The following is a 20,607-nucleotide window of genomic DNA, read 5'->3' on the forward strand; positions in this document are numbered from 1 at the left end:
AATTTCCCAATAATTTGAGTGCCCATCTTTATCAGTTCGGGTGCACCATTCTTCTCAATATTCGATAGGTTTCAGTCTGGCAAAATGCCAACGCTTAGGTCATCGACTGAATTCCGCTCCAAAAACGCAATGAAGTGAAGCTCTCGTCCGAACAATAGGTTTAGCGGAAATGGATAAAGATCAACTTTGCTAGAAATATTTTTCGGGTGAAGCTGGAGCCGGTTCCAAGCGCGGTACCATTCTTCTCGGGAAAGATAATTGTACGGAAGTCTAACCCCGTGGGCTGCGTTCCCGGCCCAATCCATCAACCGCAATGTTTCTTCAGCAAGCAGACCATCTCGAAAATGATCTTTGATAAGTATTCCTTGCTTACAAACTCGCGCAGCTTCCCGAAGAATTATCGTCGGGTCATCGGTATGATGGAGGACGTCGATCATCATTACTACATCATATGATGCGTCTAGCTCCGGCAGGGTCACGCCGTCATATTCGCGAACCGAAATAGCAGTGCCGGGTCTCACTAGCACATCCACGCCGTCGATTGTGACATCTGGACGGAGCACCTTGACTGCCGCAGCGATGTCACCACTTCCGCAGCCAACATCCAGAACACGAGCGCCCTCAGGCAACAAACGCCCAATGTCAGCAGAGAGTACAGCGACCCTTCGTTTGAAAACCAAATGGTGATGAATAGCGTTCATTTGAAATTATCTTTTTTTGGATGGGAGACAAGCTCGGCAAGGAAGGTCGTAAAAATTACCTGCACCCCGATAACACAAGCGAGGATCGAGGGAATGCTGAAGCGCATTAACCGCTCAACGACCATGTCGCCATATCCTGCGTTTGCCCACTGCAAAAAGGTTGCGATTGATCCGGAAATGCCAGCGACGAGCAAAGCCCCACCAATGATGCAACCACGGTCAATAGTCATCAATTTGCGAATGCCAACCATGCGGTTGCCCTCTTGCCAATAACCTTCTCGAACCCCGAAAATGCTGGCGAGCATTCCAAGACTTATGAGCTGGACCCCCAAAATAAGCGACGCGGCAAAAAATAGAAGCGAATGTACACCGAGGTTAATGGACCCGATTGTGACAAATCCGGGCAATAGCAAAATAAATCCGATCAAACCGACGATTGTGAGCACTATACCTGGGTAGACATGAAGCCAGAAAGGCGAGAAAAGGAGAAGAAATTTTAGGTGCCTCCAGCCATCCCGCCAACTGCGCAAATGCGGCGGCCGCGACCTTCCATCGGGTGACAAGACAGCGGGAACCTCGGTCATTCGCAATCCGGACAATTGTGCCTTAACAACCATTTCCGACGCGAATTCCATGCCGTTTGACGACAGCCCCAAGCTACGAATGGCTTCGCGATTAAACGCACGGATGCCGCAATGGAAGTCACCTATTGGTGCGTTATAAAATATCCTGCCAGCCAAACTTAACGCCGGATTTCCGAGGAACCGGTGAAGGGAGGGCATGGCACCCCGGCCAATTCCGCCCATAAAGCGATTGCCCATAACAAGGTCATAACCCTCGCGAAGTTTCGTTAAGAACGGCATTAACGCCATGAAATCGTAGCTATCGTCGCCATCGGCCATGGCAACATAGGGCGTATCGGCCGCCGATATCCCGGCGGTTAAGGCCGCTCCATAGCCCCGCTCTTCGACATTGACGACGCGAGCACCGGCGGATTGAGCAATTTCCTGCGAGCCATCGGTCGAACCATTATCTGCTACAATTACTTCGCCAGATACATCATAAGCGCGAAAGAACCTGAACGCCTTTTCAAGACAAATGCCGAGTGTCTCAGCTTCGTTAAGGCACGGAATTACAATTGTGAGTTCGTGAGTCACTTCGGTCAAAACAGCTTCATCTGAACTTTGCTTACAAATCAGTTGCATTCGATTGTATCTACCGAATATCAGTTTAAACTCTACTAATTTCTTGAACGGAAAATTGCATAGTGTTTCGATTGTCGGGGTCCGATCATTCACGACCATCGAGATTTGGTCCGATATTGTCATCACCAATAACCTGGATTTTACCCGCCATCGTTGGGTTCTTATTTATTGGGGCTATTCTGATTCCTTATGGATCAGGCGCTCCGGGGCTAATTCTAAACGACCCCGACAATTATATGCGTCTTGCGCAAGTGCGCGATTGGCTAGCAGGGCAATCTTGGTGGGATGTTACGCAATACCGGGTCAATCCGCCTGAAGGCCTAACAATGCACTGGTCGCGTATGGCTGACCTTCCCGTCGCGGTTGCCATTAAGATATGGGAAGTAATAGTCGGCCGGGACGACGCCGAATGGCTTGCAGTTTCGACAGTTCCGCCAGCGCTCCTACTTGCCGCATGTTGTTGTCTCGCACGTGCAGGGCACAATCTTTTTGGCATTCGTGCGGCAATTTTTGCTATTGTAGTTGCCGCTTGGACGCCGCAATTTATGGCAGAATTTATACCTGGCAGGATCGACCACCACGGATTGCAGGTTGTGTTATTGGCGGCGTCCCTCGCGGCAATTACGGGCGAAGAGCGTGTTTGGAACGGGATCATCGCGGCATTTGCAGCATCCGCTTCACTTGTGATCGGTTTGGAGGCTGCACCATATTATGTGGTCATTGCCCTATGGCTCGTAGGGAGATGGGCGCTCAATGGGGCGCGGCACCATTCGATGATGCTTGGGTTTGCGGGAGGAATGGCGTTTTTTCTGGCTGCTATGTACCTATCCACCGTACCCCCATCGGATTGGGCACGTGCTACATATGATGAGGCGGGCCGAGGGCATTTGTCGATCATCGTTTGCACCGCTGCCGTTTTGACTGTTTTAGCGTCCAAAGCAGATTTGAGTACGCCGACGCGGTTAAAAATTCTGGTTTTTGTTTCAGCAGTTGGCGCCGCGCTTGTTTTAACGTTTCCTGAGGTGGTACGGCCGCCTTACAATGAAGTTGATCCGCTCATGCAACGGCTTTGGATTGATAACATAATTGAAACCAAGTCATTTGCTGATGTTTGGAATACGTCTCCATTTGAAGCTATAGCTGGCATTCAGACCCCGATTTTTCTTATTCTTGCCTTGGCGATACTGGCGTTTAGCGGCACGAAGAAAGACTTGTCTATCCTGCTTGCCCTTTTGGTGATTGTTGGACTCGGGCTTCGGATTTGGCAATACCGAGGCGGAGCGATCGCTTCGGTTTCATTGATTATTGCGTCCGGGTGGGTACTTGCGGCGGCATGGAAAAAATGGCGCGAGGGAGGTGGTGTCATACCTTTTGCAATGTCGCTCGTGTTACTGAACGGGTCAATCTTGACTTCCGTGGCTATGATTAAGGAACGAAAAACCGAAACTGCCAAGCTTGCAGATAATGCAAAAGATACGTCGTGCGAAAAGCAGTTGGCAGCAGCATCACTAAACACGTTTCCGGCTGGACTGGTTTTGGCCCCTATTGGCCTGAGTGGTCCGATCTTGGTCAGGAGTCATCATTCCGTGGTGACCGCATCAAATCATCGAAACTATGAACCGAATAGAAAAGCCTTCCTGGCATTTTTGGCAGAACCCGATTCAGCCCGGCGTCAGATCAGCGCGTTGAAAATTGACTATGTGCTGTTCTGCAGAAATGGCGAAACCGGCATTCTTGTAGACGAGGCGCGAAATGGTCTGGCGAACGTGTTAAGTCGGGGAGAGACCCCTGATTGGCTGACGCTGGTCCAAAGGCCCAAAATTGGTACATTACGCTTTTATAGAGTTAAACCTGCTCGTTAAGTCATCAATTTTTGGAAATGCTCTAAGCCAACTCATTAAAGGCCCAGTATCGATTGCAAATCCAATTTGCAGGCGGGAGGGTTAAAGCAACGATCAATGTCGCTAGCCAAAAAGGGGCTTGATTGACATCCATTACGACAAAAATAATGACATTGCTCAGGACGTAGCCAAAAAATGTGACGACGATAAACCTAATTAAATAGCGAACGTGATTGTCGCGTTTTTTAAACGTGTAGTGGAAATGCCCGACAAAAGACGTCGCGACCCCAGCGCCATATCCGACAAGATTTGCCATCACTGCCACAAGCCCAAACTTCGAAGCAATTAACGCGACGATATAATATATAATGGTCGCGGAAACACCTACGATACCAAAGCGCAACATGCTGCTTTCTGCAATTCGGGATATACGCCTTGCGGTCTCACTAGAACCGAGCCGATTGTTCAATTTCAAATACTCCAGTGGGCAAAACGCTTCGGTTGGCTATTCAGTCGTCAAGAAAAGCACATCTGTTTCCCCAAACGTGCTTTGCAACAAAAGCATTAAGTTATGACAAAACTTAAAAATAAACATAGCTTTTTTCTGAACTTCTTATGCCCGTGACCTAAGCAGAAAAGACAGTATAATTTGTCTGTCTGCCACTTGCTGGCAATTATTTCGTCTGGCAAACTCGCCGGATCGGGTCTCTGTTGGCGATTGATCAATTTCTGGCCGCTCTTAACCTATCATATTAAAATGCGCACAAGACAGCATCGTCTCGGCAAGTTAAGGCAAAATGGGCGTGAAAAAGCCCGCCTCTGCACAAGGCAGGGCGGGCTCAATTCAAATACGAAACTGCCTATTAGCTGGCTGTGTCTTGCATTTCCTTGCCAGCTTCTTCAACCGCAGCGCCAGTGTCAGCAGTAGCTTCACTTGCGGCTTCCGCAGTTGCGTCGGCTGCGCCTTCAGCAGCATTCATGGCATTTTCAGCGCCAGCTTCAACAGCTTCGCCGGTTGCGTCTGCTGCTTCTGCGGTTTCTTCGGCTGCCTTGTCGCCAGCTTCGCCACATGCGGTAAGCGATGCAGCAAAAGCGAGAGCAGCAACAGTTGCGACTAATTTCTTCATCTTTAATTCTCCTGAGTCCCAATTACACCCTAGCGGGATTTGCAGGCCTAACGGATGAAGGCGGTCTCGTGCAACTATTTTTCTGTTCCGCGCGAAATACCCCATTGGCGTGCAACGGTGTAGCCCAGATATCCGGTACCAAACAACGCATATAACGGTTCGGGCAAGCCGTTCAGATACGCATTCATCCCGCGCGCTATGTTGGCAGCAACTTCGGGCATCAGCGCGGCGATCAGGCCCATCGGAATGGACCATAATATAATGGCGTACATCACATATAAAAAACTGGGGCGCGCCCGGCTGGTCCACGGATCGGCAGATTGCGCCTCTGCAAGGATCGCCGATAGCTGTACGCGCAGAACGTCCAGTTCCTGACTGCCTTGCAGCTTGATGAGCTCAAGCTTTGCTGCGTCCCGTGCCTTTGGGTCAGGTATGATCTTGTCGATCAGGCTCGCAATTGGACCAATGATACCTTCAATGAGTGACATCTCGATTCCCTTTGTTGAAGTGATTATCCAATTCGCTTCGTGAGCCATCCGTATAAAAATGCTTCCTGTGCGGGCCGAGCTTCCGCCAGCCGGACATAATAAGCCCCCTGCAAGGCATCGATCGCCTTTGTCAGAACATGTTCACCCAAAGTGCCACGTTTTTGCAAAAATGCTTGAACTGCCCGCAGCGTGATGAGCCCAATTTTGCGATCTACTGTAATGTCGCTATAATCCCGGCCATTACGGTTCAGCGCATTCAGCGCACGTTGCAGAGAGCCGATGGCGGTTGCGGTGCCCATGTTCACGCCAGTATCGAAAAGCTCTTCAGCAACTTTCGGCGCGATCTGGTGCAGTCGGTCAAACCCAGGTGCCTGCCAGTAAAGCTGTTTGTAAATGGTGACCGCGACCGAGCGCTGTAGCAAGGCCATGGGGCCCATATAGCCCTGTCTACGTGCAACAGCCTCGGCAATCCCCCAGATTGTAGGGCCACCTTTGTCGGCCGGATGGTCAACAAAACCACCTTCGCGATCAATCAGGTGTTCAATCATATCGTCAATCTGCTGCATTACCATTATACCTCACTTTCAAATACAAATTTAACCTATATGGTAACTTGTAGGAAAGTAAAATTTGGCATCTCGCGACGGTAGGCGTCGCGTACAGATCGAGGGGTAAGTTTTTGGTGAAAATTGGTCGGGACGACAGGATTCGAACCTGCGACCCCCACACCCCCAGTGTGATGCGCTACCAGGCTGCGCTACGTCCCGACCGCCAGTGACCTCGTTGAGGCCGCTGGAAGGGCGCGTATATGGCGCTGGTTTTTGAAATGCAAGCGCGCTGTCGACGCTTTGACGTTGCGTCAGGTGGGTGCAGGTGATAATCGCGCCCGATTGTTTCAGGGCAGCGCCTAACACGGGCGTCTCATTAAAAATTTTGCGAGGTCTTCCATGGAGTTTGTTATCTTGAGCGCTGCCGCCGGTGGTGCTGGCAGTTCTGCCTTTTTCGTGCAGCTATTCCCGCTCCTGCTCATTTTCGTCGTGTTTTATCTATTTCTGATCCGGCCGCAGCAAAAGCGGGCGAAGGAGCATGAGGCCAAGATCAGTGCGGTGCAAAAGAATGATGAGGTCGTCACTGCTGGCGGTCTGATGGGTAAAATAACACGCGTGGCCGACGATTATGTCGAAGTTGAAATTGCCCCGAATGTGCGCGTAAAAGCCGTGAAATCAACGATTGCCAATGTGCAATCGCGCGGTACGAAGGCTGCCAACGATTAACCGCTAAGGGTTGTACGGCATTCGTGCTGACCCTATTTCTTTTCAATATAGTTCGTTCGGACCCAGCCTATGCTTGATTTTCCCCGTTGGCGCGTATGGATGCTCACCTCCGTGCTTATTTTGGGCGTGCTTTTCGCTATCCCAAGTCTCTTGCCGACGCAGATGCGTACGCAACTAGCGCAGTTTGTCCCAACGCCAACGATCAATCTGGGTCTTGACCTTGCCGGGGGGAGCCATATTCTTCTTGAGGCGGACACGACACAGCTCGCCGAAACCCGGCTTGAGACATTGGAGGACAGCGTGCGTACCGCAATGCGCCGGGCGGAACCGCAAATCGCGATATCTGATGTCTCGCGTGCCAATGGCCAGTTGAGTTTCAATGTTACAGATGTGTCAAAGGTCGATGCAGCGCGGGAGGTGCTCATCCCGCTGGCCAACAACACCACGGGGGGCCGCGACTGGAATATTGGTGTCAACGATGGCAACCGGATGATACTTTCGCCTGCCAGCGCTGGGAATGAAACAGCTCTTGATCAGGCGATGGACACCGCAAAAGACGTTATCGATCGCCGCATCAACGCGCTTGGTACACTTGAGCCCACCATCATTCGCCAAGGTGATAACCGGATTGTGGTTCAGGTTCCCGGGCTGGATGACCCGGCAGCATTGAAAGCGCTCATTGGTAAAACTGCAAAGCTGGAATTCAAACTGGTTGATGAACAGGCCGACCCTGATCAAACCGCGTTAGGCAAGGCACGCGTTGGAAGTCAGGTACTGCCCTATCCGGACAATCCGTCGGGCCTCCCCTATATCGCGGTGCGCCGCCTCGGCGGGATTTCAGGCGACAAATTGGTCAAGGCCGACCCGACATTTGACCAGCAAACGAACGAACCCGCAGTTACCATTCAGTTCGATTCAGAAGGTGGGCAAAGATTTGCCCGAATGACTCAGCAAAATGTGAACAAGCTATTTGCGATTGTTCTGGATGGCCAAGTCATCTCTGCGCCGCAAATTCGCGAGCCAATTTTCGGCGGTATTTCGCAAATCTCGGGAAGCTTTACGACAGAGAGCGCCAACGCGCTTTCCATCTCGCTTCGGTCTGGCGCTCTGCCGGTTGATCTCAAGATTGTTGAAGAACGATCTGTTGGGCCAGACCTTGGCGCTGATTCGATCCGGCGGGGGATTCTCGCCGCGGTGATCGGCACGACCGCAATCCTCGTACTTATGTTTCTGGTCTATGGCCGTTTCGGCATGTATGCCAATTTCGCTCTGGTTATCAACGTTTTGATGATTTTAGGTGTCATGTCCTTTGCAAACGCGACATTGACCTTGCCGGGGATAGCTGGCTTCGTTCTGACCATTGGTGCAGCGGTGGATGCCAACGTTCTGATTAACGAGCGTATTCGCGAAGAACTCAAACGAGGGCGCCGCGTCGTGCAGGCAATCGAATTTGGATATAAAGAAGCCAGTCGCGCTATTTTCGATGCAAACAGTACGAACGTCATCGCGGCAGTTCTGCTCTTCATTTTCGGGTCTGGCCCGATCCGGGGTTTCGCCGTCGTTCTGATGATCGGCATTGTGACTTCGGTGTTTACGGCAGTAACCATCACCCGAATGTGGGTATCGCGCTGGGTAAAACGCACCCGTCCTACTGAACTCACGATTTGAGGATTTAGACATGAAACTGCTTAAACTCGTTCGTGATGATACCAACATCGACTTTCTTAAATGGCGCACCTGGGCGTTCGGTATCAGTTTGCTGTTAATGGCCGCATCGGTTGGACTGGTGGCGACCAAGGGCCTGAACTTCGGCGTCGATTTTATCGGCGGACAAATGATCCGTGCAACATTCACGCAGACCGCGTCAGCGCCAGTTGCCGAATTGCGCGAAACCGTCGGCAGCCTCGGCTATGGTGATCCCACTATTCAGCGCTTTGGAGCGGAAAATCAGGTTTCGATCCGAATGAAGCTGCCAGAGGGGGCCGACAAAAATCCCGAACTGTCCAACGCTATGGCGGAGAAAATTACGGCGAAATTAAAGACTGACCATCCCGACGTGCGCATCGACGGCGTGGATTCTGTATCCGGTAAGGTGTCGGAGGAATTATTCAGTAAGGGGATACTTGCTCTTGTCGCGGCAATGGCGGGTGTTTCTATTTACATCTGGTTCCGGTTCGAATGGCAGTTTGGAGTCGGTGCCATATGGTCGCTGGTGCATGATGTAACGCTCACCTTCGGGCTGTTTGCCCTCACGGGATGGGAATTTGACCTCAATATCATCGCGGCGTTGCTAACGATCATTGGCTATTCACTGAATGATACGGTTGTCATCTATGATCGTATCCGTGAAAACCTGATGAAGTTCCGAAAAATGGAAATGGCTTCGCTGCTGAACTTATCCGTGAACGAGACATTGTCGCGTACGGTTATGACAAGTGTTTCGATTTCGCTGCCGCTGGTTGTGCTTGTTTTGTTTGGGCCTGATGTCATCTTCGGATTTAGTGCCGCAATGGCATTCGGAATTGTCGTCGGAACATATTCTTCAATCTATCAGGCTGCGCCAATCCTCATCTGGCTCAAGGTCGGTTCACATAGCTTTGTGCCATCCGATGATTCAGGTTCAAAGGCGGAGCGGATTGGTGAGGGATTTGGCGCGCAGCCATAAATCCGGGCAAAGCTGGCCAAGTCTTATAGTTTGCGTACCAGCCGGACCGCCTTCGCGATCCACGCCGGATCGGTCACGACCTGCTGCCGCGCGCCAGCCTCAAGCGGCAGAAGGTGCAGCTTGCCTGCGTCACGTCCCAAGAGACGGCCAAAGATAAATCGGCCGCCCGGACGCGGCACCAGCACGTCGAGATTAAGAGCGGACGCAAAATGGTCGGGTTGTATTTGCTCCAGCCACAATTCATCGCCGCTTCGGTATTCACCTGTCGCTGCCGCGATACGAAGCCCTACCATTGTCTCCCCGACATTGGGAACCATGATGCGTTCTTCCTTCGTCGGGGCAAAAGTGCCGTCCTCATGCAAGACTGCTGCGACAGGTAAAAATTGCTGATCGGGCAGGACGACCAAATCGCTAGATTCAACCCCTAAAGCTTCCGCAATGCGATTGATCCAGATAAGCGAAAGCACGCGCATACCGGTTTCGAGGCGTCCAATTGTTTGTGCGGTCGTCGGCGGATTGCATCGCTCTGCCACATCGGCAAGCGTCAGCCCCTTGGCTCTGCGCACATCTCGAATTCGGCTTTGCATCATATATTCCTTTACCAGATAGGTTTTTTCTTTCCTACAATATTCACCACATGGCAAGCATGATTCGGATAACCAACGGAGAGTATTGATGCCAGCCAAATCCAATTCAAATTCCAACGTGCACCCCCAGCAGATCCTAGTCGAACGGGCATTGGCAGAAAATGGTGCCGTTTGTGGTGCAAAAGCCAGCCAGCGCACTGTAACCATCAATCTGTCGGAATCGGCACTGTCGTGGCTGCACGCGCGTGGACATTTGTCTGACCGGCAAATGCTGGCGGGCGAGACGTTGCGCCGCGATTATGAAGCAGCCGCATTAGGGCCTCATGTTACGATGTCATGGGAGAATATCCCGCTCAGCCGGCAAAAACGCGGCGCGCCGACGGGTTTGAACCGTACTGAACGGATGATACAGGCAAAGACCCGATTTGACGGCGCGATCAGGACGCTTGGCCCGGATTTGTCCGATATTGCATGGAGAGTGATTTGTGTTGGTGAAAGCGTGCCCGCTGCTGAACGCGAAATGTCCTGGCCAGTCCGCTCGGGGAAACTTGTGCTGAAAATTGCGCTTGACCGGCTTGCTGTTTTTTACCGAATTCCGGGTTAGGAAGCCGTCTCTTCGACCATCATCGCAAGCTCAAGCCAGCGTTCCTCTGCGGCTTCCTTTTCGGCGCGCAAGCTATCGGTTTGTAAGGTCAGTTCGGCAAATCGCGCTGGCTCCCTGGTGTACAAAGCAGGGTCGCTCATTTCTTTTTCGGCCGCTACAACGAGAGCGTCGATTTCGGCAATACGCGCTGGCAGAATATCGAAATCGCGCTGGTCCTTGTAGGTAAGCTTCACACGTTTGGGTACAGATTGTGTAACGGCCGCAATCTCATGCGCGGTGGATTTGTCGACTTTCTTCGCAGTCGGCTTTTCCCTTTTATCGCGCTTTGCTTCCCAATCTGCATAGCCGCCCGCTATGATGTCGACATGCCCTGAACCATCTAGGCCGAGCGTCAGCGTGACCGTTCGGTCAAGAAAGTCGCGGTCATGGCTGACGATCAATACCGTTCCGTCATAATCGGCAATGACTTCTTGCAGCAAATCAAGTGTCTCGAGATCAAGGTCGTTGGTTGGCTCGTCTAACACCAGCAAATTGGCTTCGCGCGCGAATTCGCGCGCGAGCAAGATGCGCGATTGCTCGCCGCCGGACAGGCTCCCTATCCGCGCTTCGATTAGCGCGGGATCAAACAGGAATTCCTTGAGATAGCCTTGAACATGCTTGCGCACGCCGCGCACATCAATCCAGTCGCTGCCGTCCGCCAACACGTCGCGCACCCGTTTTTCCGGCGTGAGCAATTTGCGTTGCTGGTCAATGACGATACCTGTCAGCGTGGGCGACAGCGTTATGCTGCCGGTGTCGGGCTCACTTTCACCTGTTAATATGCGGATGAGCGTTGTCTTGCCCGTGCCGTTTGCGCCAACAATGCCAATGCGGTCGCCACGTTGAATGCGCAGCGTGAAATCTTTAATAATCGTACGCTCGCCAAAGCTTTTGCAAACATTTTGCGCACTGATGACGGTTTTTGTCTTGCTGTCATCGCTCGAGGCAGCAAGCTTGGCTGTGCCTTGCGGCCCAATCATCGCCGCACGCGCGGCGCGCATTTCCCATAGCTTTGCCAATCGGCCCTGATTGCGCTTGCGCCGGGCGGTCACGCCGCGTTCAAGCCAGTGCGCCTCGATTTTCAGTTTCGCGTCTAAACGGTCGGCATTGCGCGCATCTTCGGCAAAAACCCGCTCGGTCCAAACATCATAGCCGCCAAAGCCGATTTCATTGCGGCGCAATAGCCCACGATCCAGCCAAAATGTCTGACGCGTCAGTCGCGTCAAGAATGTTCGGTCATGACTGATTACCATGAATGCACCGCGATAGCGCGTCAGCCACTCTTCGAGCCACTCGATAGCCGCAAGATCAAGGTGGTTGGTTGGCTCATCGAGCAAGAGCAAATCGGGCTCGCTAGCCAGCGCCCGGCAAATGGCTGCGCGGCGCTTTTCCCCGCCACTCGCAGTTTTCGCCTCGCGATCAAGATTGATGCCCAATTGGTCGGCGATCGCCCGCACTGCATATTCGGGCGGTCCTTTCTCGCCATGCACAGCAAAATCTACCAGCCGGTCAAAGGACGTAACATCGGGGTCCTGCTCCAACATTACGATATTGGTGCCGGGCACGACCACGCGGTTGCCCTTGTCGGCCTCTACTGTTCCAGCGATGAGCTTCATCAGGGTTGTTTTGCCCGCACCGTTGCGGCCAATCAGCGCCAACCGGTCGCGCGCGCCAATGAATAGGTCGATATCCTGAAAAAGCCATCCGCCACCTTGCTGCAGTGCGAGACCTTCAAATGCGAAAATGGGGGGTGCCGACATATTGGAGCGCGGATAGTGCGGTGTGCCGTTTAGGGCAAGCTTCTTCCAGCTTTATGTTTTGCAACGATACGATGAAATGAGGACTCTGGAGCCCAAGGCACGCAGCGCGCAAACAGGTTCACGGTGACGGTTGCAGAATATCGGATGAAGGTTGCAAGATTGCCGACTGCGTGCATCACCAGCGAGGACAACCGGAAAACTGAGCACCTTCATGCTGAACTTGTTTCAGCATCTTACTTAAGGCATCAGGGCGGGGTGGCGTTCCAAACCAATCGAGGCACTGGGGCAGGGTAAGCAAAGAATGCGGACAATATATCTAAACGGAAATTACATCCCCGAGACTGAAGGCAAAATTTCAGTCTTTGACCGGGGCTTTCTGTTTTCGGACGCGGTTTACGAAGTTGTATCCGTGTTGGACGGCAAACTTGTGGACTTTAACGGCCACGTCCAACGACTTGCCCGCTCGCTGAGTGAAACCGGAATCAGTGGCGCTCCCGACACCTCGTCATGGTTGGAGATATGCCGCGCGCTGGTTAGTCGAAATGCCGTTGAAGAGGGCATGATCTATTGGCAAGTCACTCGCGGCGCGCCCCAAGACCGCGACTTTGTATTTCCACCAGCCGATACGCCGCCAACGGTCCTTGCGTTTACACAATCAAGGGCGCTCGCAGATAACCCATCGGCGCAACGTGGGCTGCGGGTGGTGACCATGCCCGATTTGCGCTGGGGCAGGGCGGACATTAAAACCACGCAATTGCTATATGCCTCGCTAATGAAAAATGAGGCGATTGCCCGCGGTGCCGATGACGTTTGGATGGAGCGTGATGGCTGGATTACCGAAGGCAGTGCGCAAAACGCGCATATTATCACGACTGAAGGTGTTCTGGTAACGCATCCGCTTAACCGCGAAATTCTGCACGGTATTACCCGCGCTGCCGTTCTTCCGTTGGTTGCTCAACAGATTGAAGAACGACGCTTTTCGGTCAACGAAGCGGAACAAGCAGCGGAGGCATTTGTTTCATCGGCCTCTGGCTTTGTGATGCCGGTGGTGCAGATCAATGGGCATGTAATTGGCAATGGCACGCCCGGTTCGGCAACTGTTCAGCTTCGCCAAGCCTATATTGGTTGGGCACGCCATACGGCAATATAAGCTGTTGGCATTAAACGGGAGTTACATATGCGTAGTTTGATAATTGCAGCAATTCTTGCGAGCAGCGGCCTTGTCGCCACCCAAGCCATGGCGACTCAGGTCAGCATCACCACGGCTAACCCGGTCATCGACCTCAACATATCCGAAACGGTCGAAGCGCGCCCGGACATCGCGACATTCACCACTGGCGTTCAAAATATGTCGCCGACCGCAAGCGAAGCCGTTCGCGCCAATAATGTGCAAATGGCATCGGTGGTGGCGCGGTTGAAGAAGCTTGGAATTGCCGAAAAGGATATTCAAACCACGCAAATCAGCTTGAATCAGCAATTTGATTATCGTGACGGGCAGCAGATTTTTAAAGGCTATCAGGCATCAAACATGGTGAATGCCAAGCTGCGCGATTTGAAAAAGCTTGGTGCATTTCTTGATGCGCTTGCGGTGGACGGGGCAACGAACTTCAATGGTCCGGTTTTCGGTATCGATGATGACAGCACGTTTCAGGATGCGGCGCGCGACAAGGTGTGGGCGACCGCAATGCAGCTCGCACGCAATCTTGCCCGCAAAGCCGGCTATACTGACGTCCGCATCCTGCGCGTGGAAGAAAGCGATCAGGGTCGAGGATATTCCCCAATGCCGATGGTTGCGCGGACAATGGACGCGTCGGAAAAATCAACGCCGATATCTCCCGGCGAACTGAGCGTTGGGGCGAGCATGTCCTTCACTTTCGAAATGGTGAGATAATCTCGATGGGGCGTGGCGCCGGTAAATCTTCGCGCGCCCCATTCACTGTACGTTCAATGCCGCAGGGTTAGTGGAGGCACATGATAAACAAACCCCTTCTCATGTTGCTCATCGCCAACGTGGCTTTTCTCACTCCTGGAATAGCTGACGCGCGCCGGGGCGAACAAGACGATGCACGGCAGGATATGCGGGCGGGCAAGATAAAAAAATTGCCCGAAATCGAAGCCATCGTCGTACCAAGAATGCGTGGCATGCAATATCTTGGGCCGGAATATGATCCTGCTGCCCAAGTCTATCGGCTCAAATTCATCGACGGCAACAGGGTCATCTTTGTTGATGTGGATGCGCGTACCGGAAACGTTCTGCGTCAGCGCTGATAGGATTTTGTCACCGGCAGCGAATCTGCTAGCCATGACGTAACAGACAAATCGAAAATTTAAGGGGACAGCATGCGTATCTTGATCGTGGAAGACGAGCCCACCTTGGGCAAGCAGCTCAAGTCGACGCTTGAAGGAGCTGGCTATGCCGTCGACCTCTCCGTTGATGGCGAAGATGGCCATTATATGGGCTCAACCGAAAATTATGATGCTGTCATTCTTGATCTGGGTTTGCCCGAAATTGACGGACTGACCGTTCTTGACCGTTGGCGCAAGGAAGGCCGCAAGTTCCCTGTGCTGGTGCTGACCGCACGCGACAGCTGGTCGGACAAGGTTGCAGGTCTTGATGCAGGCGCCGATGACTATCTCGCAAAACCATTCCAGACCGAGGAACTGATTGCACGGTTGCGCGCGCTTATTCGGCGTGCCTCTGGCAATGCCTCCAGCGAACTTAACGTCGGCGATGTCCGGCTTGATACACGTTCAGGACGTGTCACGCTCGATGGCCAACCTGTGAAGCTGACTGCGCAGGAATATAAGCTGCTGTCATATCTGATGCACCACAAGGGCAAGGTTGTTTCGCGGACTGAGTTGATCGAACATATTTACGATCAGGATTTTGACCGTGATTCCAATACTATTGAGGTGTTCGTCACACGAATCCGTAAAAAGCTTGGGCAGGACGTGATTTCCACCATCAGGGGCCTTGGCTACAGTCTTGAGGAACCGGTCACCTGAACCCGCCTGTCGCCATTAATTCTGTTCAAAATCCGCCGACATGGCGTAGCCAGTTCCAAAGCACTGGATCGCTAACCCGCCGGATGATCCTTACGGCGGCGGCGTGGATTACGATATTGCTGATTGGCGGCGGCGCGGCACTTGACCGCGTGCTGACCAATTCGGTTGAACAAAATTTTGACAATCAGCTCGAATATGTGCTGACCGCCATGATTGCATCAGCCGAAATAGGGCCAGATGGCGAAATCCGCATGAATCGCCCGCTCGGCGACCAGCGGTTCCTGGAACCAAATAGCGGACTTTACTGGCAAATTACGGGGACGGGAGCGATGCCTTTTCCATCGCGTTCGTTATGGGACCGCGCGCTCCGTCCGCCCGTCGATCACAATGATCAGGCTGTCCATTTCCGCGACAGTAATGAGTTTCCAGACGAACCACTGCGTATTGCCGAGCGGGCGATCAGGTTGCCGGATTCAGGCATCGCGTGGACATTCATGGTGGCGCAAAGCCGCGATAGCCTTGATGCGCAAATTCAGGAGTTGCGGTCTGTACTGATCACCAGCTTTCTTTTGCTTGCGCTGGGGCTAATCATACTGGCGGCGCTTCAGACATTTTATGGATTATGGCCGCTGCGCGCGGTGCGCAAGGCTATTGCCCAAATGCGCAGCGGCAAGGAAAGCCGTGTAACAGACGCATTGCCGGACGAAGTGATGCCGATGGTAAATGAGTTGAATGCGTTGCTTGACCATAATGAGAAACAAGCCGAGGAATCGCGTCGGCACGCAGGAAACCTTGCGCATGCGTTGAAAACCCCGCTGACCGTGATCATGAACAGTGCAACCGCACAGTCTACGGATCTATCCGAAACTGTCATCCGCGAAGCTACGACGATGCGGCGACAGGTTGATCACCATCTTGCGCGTGCGCGCGCCGTTGGCCGCCGCGGTCATAGCCATAGCCGAGCGCAGGTATGGGGAAGCCTTGAGTCAGTTGAGCGTGCCGTCGGGCGTCTTTATTCGCATGTTCGTCTTGATATGGCCGGTGACCAGGAAATCGCTGCGCGCGTTGAACGACAGGATCTGGATGAAATGCTTGGCAACCTCATCGAGAACGCTGCCAAATACGGTGGCGGCAGTGTTTTTGTGACGGTTGAGGATACCGGCGATTTTGTCGAAATGATCGTCGAGGATGATGGCAACGGCATCCCTGAAGGCGAACGGGAACGGTTATTTGACCGGGGCGCGCGGCTGGATACGGGTAAGCCTGGAACAGGTCTTGGCCTCGCGATTGTCCGCGATGTCGTCGAAATTTATGGTGGAACCGTTGCACTGGAAGAAAGCGAAGACCTTGGCGGGCTGTTGGTCCGCCTCAGGCTGCCAAAAGCAATAAGCTGATTACTGACCGTCGCGAATTTGCTGATGATGCCGGATCACTTCGTCAATGATAAAGCGCAGGAATTTTTCGGTGAAATCCGGATCAAGCTTGGCATCACGCGCGAGTTGCCGAAGCCGCTCGATTTGCCGTTCTTCGCGCGCGGGGTCAGCAGGGGGCAGTGCCGATTTTGCCTTAAATTCGCCAACGGCCTGCGTTATTTTGAAACGCTCGGCGAGCATGAAGACCAATGCAGCGTCAATGTTATCGATGCTGTCGCGAAATTGTGCAAGGGTATCGGTTTCGGTCATGTATCCCATATGTGCCGATAATGACCGGACGGGACAAGGGGAAATGCGCCATTTGCACTTGCCTATCAGCACAGCTACCGTCAGAGCAGAGCAATCATGACGGCAACTATCCATAAAATCGGCGGACATCAGTCGCCATCGCTTGACCCAATCCTTAAGCTGGTCGCACCCGGCATGAACAAGGTGAATGCAGTCATACTTGACCGCATGCAGTCCCAAATCCCGCTTATCCCCGAACTTGCCGGGCATTTAATTGCGGGCGGGGGCAAACGCATGCGGCCGATGCTGACCTTGGCCTGCGCTCAGCTTTTGGATTATCCGGGGGAACGCCATCACAAATTGGCGGCGGCCGTCGAGTTCATCCATACGGCGACCTTGCTGCATGATGACGTCGTAGACGGAAGCGACATGCGGCGCGGAAAGACTGCTGCCAATCTGATATTTGGCAACCCGGCTGCAGTGCTAGTGGGCGATTTTCTTTTCAGCCGCTCATTCGAATTAATGGTAGAGGACGGCTCGCTTAAGGTGCTGAAAATCTTGTCCAATGCCTCTGCGGTGATTGCAGAAGGTGAGGTCAACCAGTTGACGGCGCAGCGGCAGATTTCGACGACGGAAGAAAAATATCTCGAAATCATCGGTTCCAAAACTGCCGCACTGTTTGCCGCAGCCTGCCGGATTTCCGCAGTCGTTGCCGAAAGTGGAGAGGCGCAGGAAATGGCGCTTGACGCTTATGGCCGTAACCTTGGCATTGCATTCCAACTGGTCGATGATGCCATCGATTATGTGTCCGATGGCGCAACCATGGGCAAGGATAGCGGTGACGACTTCCGGGATGGTAAGGTTACTTTACCCGTAATTTTGGCGCATTGTCGCGGCAATCAGGAAGAACAAAAGTTCTGGCGCGATGCGATGCTTGGCAACCGGGTGAGCAACGATGATCTTGCGCATGCATGTAATCTGCTGCGTGCGCACCGTGCCATTGATGATACGTTGGACCGCGCCCGGCATTACGGTCAGCGGGCGATTGATGCGATCGCACATTTTTCGGCAGGCGATGCTAAGTCTGCGCTTACCGAAGCGGTGGAATTCGCAATAGCCCGCGCATATTGAGCGATAAGGCGGTGCCGCCCGCAGTCAGAGACGACCAGACGTTACCCATACAAGCCGTCCTTCCGGATTTGCTGGTTTCGTTACGCACTTCGCCTAACGCGGTACTTATCGCGCCGCCAGGTGCCGGCAAAACGACCTTGGTTGCCCCCGCCTTGCTGCATGAGCCTTATTGCCAAGGTCAAATCCTTTTGCTGTCCCCCCGCCGATTGGCCGCGCGTATGGCGGCAGAGCGCATCGCAGACAATATAGGCGAAACGGTTGGCGGAGCGGTCGGCTATGCCACACGCCTCGACAGCAAGCATGGTTCAAACACCCGCATTCTGGTGATGACTGAAGGCATCTTCCGCAACCAGATTATCAGCGACCCTGAGCTTCCGGGCGTATCGGCCGTACTGTTTGATGAAGTCCATGAACGCAGTGTCGATAGCGATTTTGGCCTCGCGCTTGCACTTGAAGCGCAAGCAGCCTTCAGACCCGACTTGCGCTTGGTTGCGATGTCAGCGACTTTAGACGGGGCGCGGTTCTCCCGTCTGATGGACAATGCGCCAGTATTGGAAAGCGATGGCAAAAGCTGGCCACTGGAACTTCGATATGTTGGCCGCCGAACCGAACAAAGCATTGAAGCAGATATTGTGCGCAATGTTCGTCAGGCTCTGTCCGAACAGCAAGGCGACCTGTTGGTATTCCTGCCTGGTGTGCGCGAGATTGACCGTGCTTTTGACGCACTGGGATCCTGCGGCCCCGACATCGTCGTGCATAAGTTGCACGGGCAGATTGACCCCGTTGCACAGCGGCTAGCGGTGCGTTCCGATGATCAAGGACGCCGAAAGGTGATATTCGCTACCAACATCGCGGAAACCAGCCTGACGATTGATGGTGTGCGCGTTGTCATCGACAGCGGCCTCGCACGGCGCGCACGTTTTGACCAAGCAGCAGGCGTCACGCGATTGGTGACAGAGCGCGCTAGCCTGTCGGCTGCAACGCAGAGGGCCGGTCGCGCAGCGCGGCAACAGGCAGGGGTTGCGTACCGATTGTGGGAAGAGGCAGGAAATGGCGGATTACCCCCGTTCGACCCGCCGGAGATACTTGAAAGCGACCTTGCGCCATTGTTGCTCGATTGTGCGCGTTGGGGAGAAAGCGACCCTGCTAAATTGCGCTGGCTTGATTTGCCGCCCGCCACTGCGATGCAGCAGGCGCGAAAACTGCTTCAGTCAACCGATGCGCTGGACGTGCAAGGCCATATCACGCCGCATGGAACAGTTTTGGCCAATCTGCCATTGCCCCCGCATCTTGCCCATATGGTTGTTATGGCAGGCAGAAGCAAACAAGGCGAGCCTGCGGCCATGCTCGCCATATTGTTGCAAGAACGCGGCCTTGGCGGGCAGGGTGAAGATATCGAGGTTCGCTTTCAGCGATTTGTGGGCGAGCGAGGTCTCAAAGCAGATGCCGCACGTAAACTCGCTCAACGCTTTGCCCGGCTGTGTGATGACAGCGGCAGCGATGAGCCGATGAGCATTGGTGCCCTCATCGCTACCGCATTTCCCGACCGCATCGCCAAAAGACGCGATACCAAAGGCGAGAAGTGGATCAGCGCGATGGGACGCGGGCTGCAACTCGATACTTCGTCGTTGCTGGCACTTGAGGAATGGCTTGCCGTCGCCGACGTTCAGGGCGCAGCATCAGGGGCGCGGATAATTTCCGCAGCCGCGCTAACCGAAGCAGAGATTGTTGCGCGCTTTGGACACCGCATCAAAAGCGAAGAAATAATGTCGTACGACAAAAACGCTGACCGGGTAGATGCGCGGGTGCAGCGCCGCCTTGGAGCTATCGTACTGAGCGAAGGCCGGTTGGAAAAGCCTGAGCGTCAAGCGGTCGCCAACGCCTTATTGGCCGCAATCCGCGACACGGGAATAGTAGCGCTGCCTTGGCCTGACTCGGCCCGTGCGCTTCGTGAACGGGCGCGGTTTGCAGGAGTGGATTTACTAGGAGACGAGGCTTTGATGCAAAGCGCCGATCAATGGCTGTTGCCGCTGCTTGAACAGGTCAACCGCTTGCGCGATATTTCGCCCTCGGGCTTGGTGGGCGCACTCGACAATCTGCTCGGCTGGGAACTGCGGACGCGCATTGACCAAATTGCGCCTGCGTCATTCAAAAGCCCGGCAGGCAGTGAACATTTTATCGATTACGCCGCAGAAGCCGGCCCGACAGTTGAGCTGCGTGTGCAGGCTTTATTTGGCCTTGATAGCCATCCGACGGTGGGTATTGGTCGGATAGCGCTGGTGTTGAGCCTGACATCGCCTGCGGGGCGGCCGATCCAGACCACGCGAAATCTGCCTGAATTCTGGCGCGGAAGCTGGCGTGACGTCGCCAAAGAAATGCGCGGTCGCTACCCCAAGCACAACTGGCCCGACGCGCCGTGGGAAAGCGTCGCGAGCTTTAAAACCAAAAAGGCGCAGGCCCGCGATCTGCCCCGCAACGCTTGACGACTCCGCCGGGTTTCGGGCAAGGCGATCAATAA

21 protein-coding genes and 1 tRNA gene are annotated in these 20,607 nt (G+C 53.7%); 12 read left to right on the forward strand and 10 right to left on the reverse strand.

Annotated elements, in window-relative coordinates:
• Positions 1-71: 71 nt before the first annotated feature.
• Complete coding sequence (locus tag ACLL9E_RS00965) at positions 72-701, reverse strand: class I SAM-dependent methyltransferase (RefSeq protein WP_411289881.1); 630 nt, start codon at positions 699-701, stop codon at positions 72-74.
• Entirely contained in the window at positions 698-1,906 is a 1,209-nt protein-coding gene (locus tag ACLL9E_RS00970) for a glycosyltransferase family 2 protein (protein ID WP_411289882.1), read from the reverse strand. Before ACLL9E_RS00970 ends, ACLL9E_RS00965 begins: the two co-directional genes overlap by 4 nt.
• Positions 1,907-2,451: 545 nt before the next feature.
• Between ACLL9E_RS00970 and ACLL9E_RS00975 the strand changes: the two genes are divergently transcribed.
• A complete protein-coding gene (locus ACLL9E_RS00975; protein WP_411289883.1) occupies positions 2,452-3,768 on the forward strand; it encodes a hypothetical protein in 1,317 nt (438 codons plus the stop codon).
• A 22-nt stretch (positions 3,769-3,790) separates the two neighbouring features.
• On the opposite strand, the gene ACLL9E_RS00980 is transcribed toward ACLL9E_RS00975, so the two are convergent.
• The 5 genes from ACLL9E_RS00980 to ACLL9E_RS01000 form a co-directional block, all read right to left on the reverse strand.
• Complete coding sequence (locus ACLL9E_RS00980; RefSeq protein WP_411289884.1) at positions 3,791-4,153, reverse strand: GtrA family protein; 363 nt, start codon at positions 4,151-4,153, stop codon at positions 3,791-3,793.
• A gap of 457 nt (positions 4,154-4,610) precedes the next feature.
• Positions 4,611-4,874 carry a hypothetical protein gene (locus ACLL9E_RS00985; RefSeq protein ID WP_411289885.1) on the reverse strand — a complete coding sequence of 88 codons (264 nt, stop codon included), beginning with the start codon at positions 4,872-4,874 and terminating at the stop codon, positions 4,611-4,613.
• A gap of 74 nt (positions 4,875-4,948) precedes the next feature.
• Positions 4,949-5,362 carry a holin family protein gene (locus ACLL9E_RS00990; protein WP_411289886.1) on the reverse strand — a complete coding sequence of 138 codons (414 nt, stop codon included), beginning with the start codon at positions 5,360-5,362 and terminating at the stop codon, positions 4,949-4,951.
• 23 nt (positions 5,363-5,385) lie between these two features.
• On the reverse strand, positions 5,386-5,928 hold the full coding sequence (locus tag ACLL9E_RS00995) for a glycoside hydrolase family 108 protein (protein WP_411289887.1): 543 nt from the start codon (positions 5,926-5,928) through the stop codon (positions 5,386-5,388).
• 124 nt (positions 5,929-6,052) lie between these two features.
• A tRNA-Pro gene (locus ACLL9E_RS01000) sits at positions 6,053-6,129 on the reverse strand.
• A gap of 180 nt (positions 6,130-6,309) precedes the next feature.
• Here ACLL9E_RS01000 and yajC point away from each other — a divergent pair.
• The 3 genes from yajC to secF all read left to right on the forward strand — a co-directional run bounded on the left by yajC (position 6,310) and on the right by secF (position 9,301).
• Positions 6,310-6,636, forward strand: a complete 327-nt coding sequence (gene yajC / locus ACLL9E_RS01005) for a preprotein translocase subunit YajC (protein ID WP_411289888.1) — start codon at positions 6,310-6,312, stop codon at positions 6,634-6,636.
• A 69-nt stretch (positions 6,637-6,705) separates the two neighbouring features.
• Positions 6,706-8,304, forward strand: coding sequence for a protein translocase subunit SecD (secD, locus tag ACLL9E_RS01010; protein WP_411289889.1), 1,599 nt, complete (start codon positions 6,706-6,708; stop codon positions 8,302-8,304).
• A gap of 10 nt (positions 8,305-8,314) precedes the next feature.
• Entirely contained in the window at positions 8,315-9,301 is a 987-nt protein-coding gene (gene secF, locus ACLL9E_RS01015; protein WP_411289890.1) for a protein translocase subunit SecF, read from the forward strand.
• 23 nt (positions 9,302-9,324) lie between these two features.
• On the opposite strand, the gene ACLL9E_RS01020 is transcribed toward secF, so the two are convergent.
• Complete coding sequence (locus ACLL9E_RS01020) at positions 9,325-9,888, reverse strand: helix-turn-helix domain-containing protein (protein ID WP_411289945.1); 564 nt, start codon at positions 9,886-9,888, stop codon at positions 9,325-9,327.
• Between the two features lie 88 nt (positions 9,889-9,976).
• Between ACLL9E_RS01020 and ACLL9E_RS01025 the strand changes: the two genes are divergently transcribed.
• Positions 9,977-10,492: a DUF6456 domain-containing protein gene (locus tag ACLL9E_RS01025; RefSeq protein ID WP_411289891.1), complete on the forward strand. Its 516-nt coding sequence runs from the start codon at positions 9,977-9,979 to the stop codon at positions 10,490-10,492.
• Here the strand turns inward: ACLL9E_RS01025 and ACLL9E_RS01030 are convergent.
• Positions 10,489-12,291: an ABC-F family ATP-binding cassette domain-containing protein gene (locus ACLL9E_RS01030; protein WP_411289892.1), complete on the reverse strand. Its 1,803-nt coding sequence runs from the start codon at positions 12,289-12,291 to the stop codon at positions 10,489-10,491. The two genes, ACLL9E_RS01025 and ACLL9E_RS01030, sit on opposite strands and share 4 nt — an antisense overlap.
• Before the next feature lie 301 nt (positions 12,292-12,592).
• Between ACLL9E_RS01030 and ACLL9E_RS01035 the strand changes: the two genes are divergently transcribed.
• From ACLL9E_RS01035 to ACLL9E_RS01055, 5 genes are all read left to right on the forward strand, one after another.
• Positions 12,593-13,441 (forward strand): aminotransferase class IV, encoded by an 849-nt coding sequence (locus tag ACLL9E_RS01035; RefSeq protein ID WP_411289893.1) that lies wholly within the window; start codon positions 12,593-12,595, stop codon positions 13,439-13,441.
• Positions 13,442-13,468: 27 nt separating this feature from the next.
• Positions 13,469-14,182 (forward strand): SIMPL domain-containing protein, encoded by a 714-nt coding sequence (locus ACLL9E_RS01040; protein WP_411289894.1) that lies wholly within the window; start codon positions 13,469-13,471, stop codon positions 14,180-14,182.
• A gap of 80 nt (positions 14,183-14,262) precedes the next feature.
• Positions 14,263-14,559, forward strand: a complete 297-nt coding sequence (locus tag ACLL9E_RS01045) for a PepSY domain-containing protein (protein ID WP_411289895.1) — start codon at positions 14,263-14,265, stop codon at positions 14,557-14,559.
• 72 nt (positions 14,560-14,631) lie between these two features.
• Positions 14,632-15,297 carry a response regulator transcription factor gene (locus ACLL9E_RS01050; protein ID WP_411289896.1) on the forward strand — a complete coding sequence of 222 codons (666 nt, stop codon included), beginning with the start codon at positions 14,632-14,634 and terminating at the stop codon, positions 15,295-15,297.
• An 83-nt stretch (positions 15,298-15,380) separates the two neighbouring features.
• Positions 15,381-16,691, forward strand: a complete 1,311-nt coding sequence (locus ACLL9E_RS01055; protein WP_411289897.1) for an ATP-binding protein — start codon at positions 15,381-15,383, stop codon at positions 16,689-16,691.
• On the opposite strand, the gene ACLL9E_RS01060 is transcribed toward ACLL9E_RS01055, so the two are convergent.
• Positions 16,692-16,979 (reverse strand): chorismate mutase, encoded by a 288-nt coding sequence (locus ACLL9E_RS01060; protein WP_411289898.1) that lies wholly within the window; start codon positions 16,977-16,979, stop codon positions 16,692-16,694.
• Positions 16,980-17,075: 96 nt separating this feature from the next.
• Here ACLL9E_RS01060 and ACLL9E_RS01065 point away from each other — a divergent pair, with 96 nt between their 5' ends.
• On the forward strand, positions 17,076-18,089 hold the full coding sequence (locus ACLL9E_RS01065; protein ID WP_411289899.1) for a polyprenyl synthetase family protein: 1,014 nt from the start codon (positions 17,076-17,078) through the stop codon (positions 18,087-18,089).
• A complete protein-coding gene (gene hrpB, locus ACLL9E_RS01070) occupies positions 18,086-20,572 on the forward strand; it encodes an ATP-dependent helicase HrpB (protein ID WP_411289900.1) in 2,487 nt (828 codons plus the stop codon). The genes ACLL9E_RS01065 and hrpB overlap by 4 nt, the downstream gene beginning before the upstream one ends.
• Positions 20,573-20,607 lie beyond the last annotated feature (35 nt).

Source organism: Sphingorhabdus sp. (assembly GCF_046596595.1).
Classification (GTDB): domain Bacteria; phylum Pseudomonadota; class Alphaproteobacteria; order Sphingomonadales; family Sphingomonadaceae; genus Sphingorhabdus_B.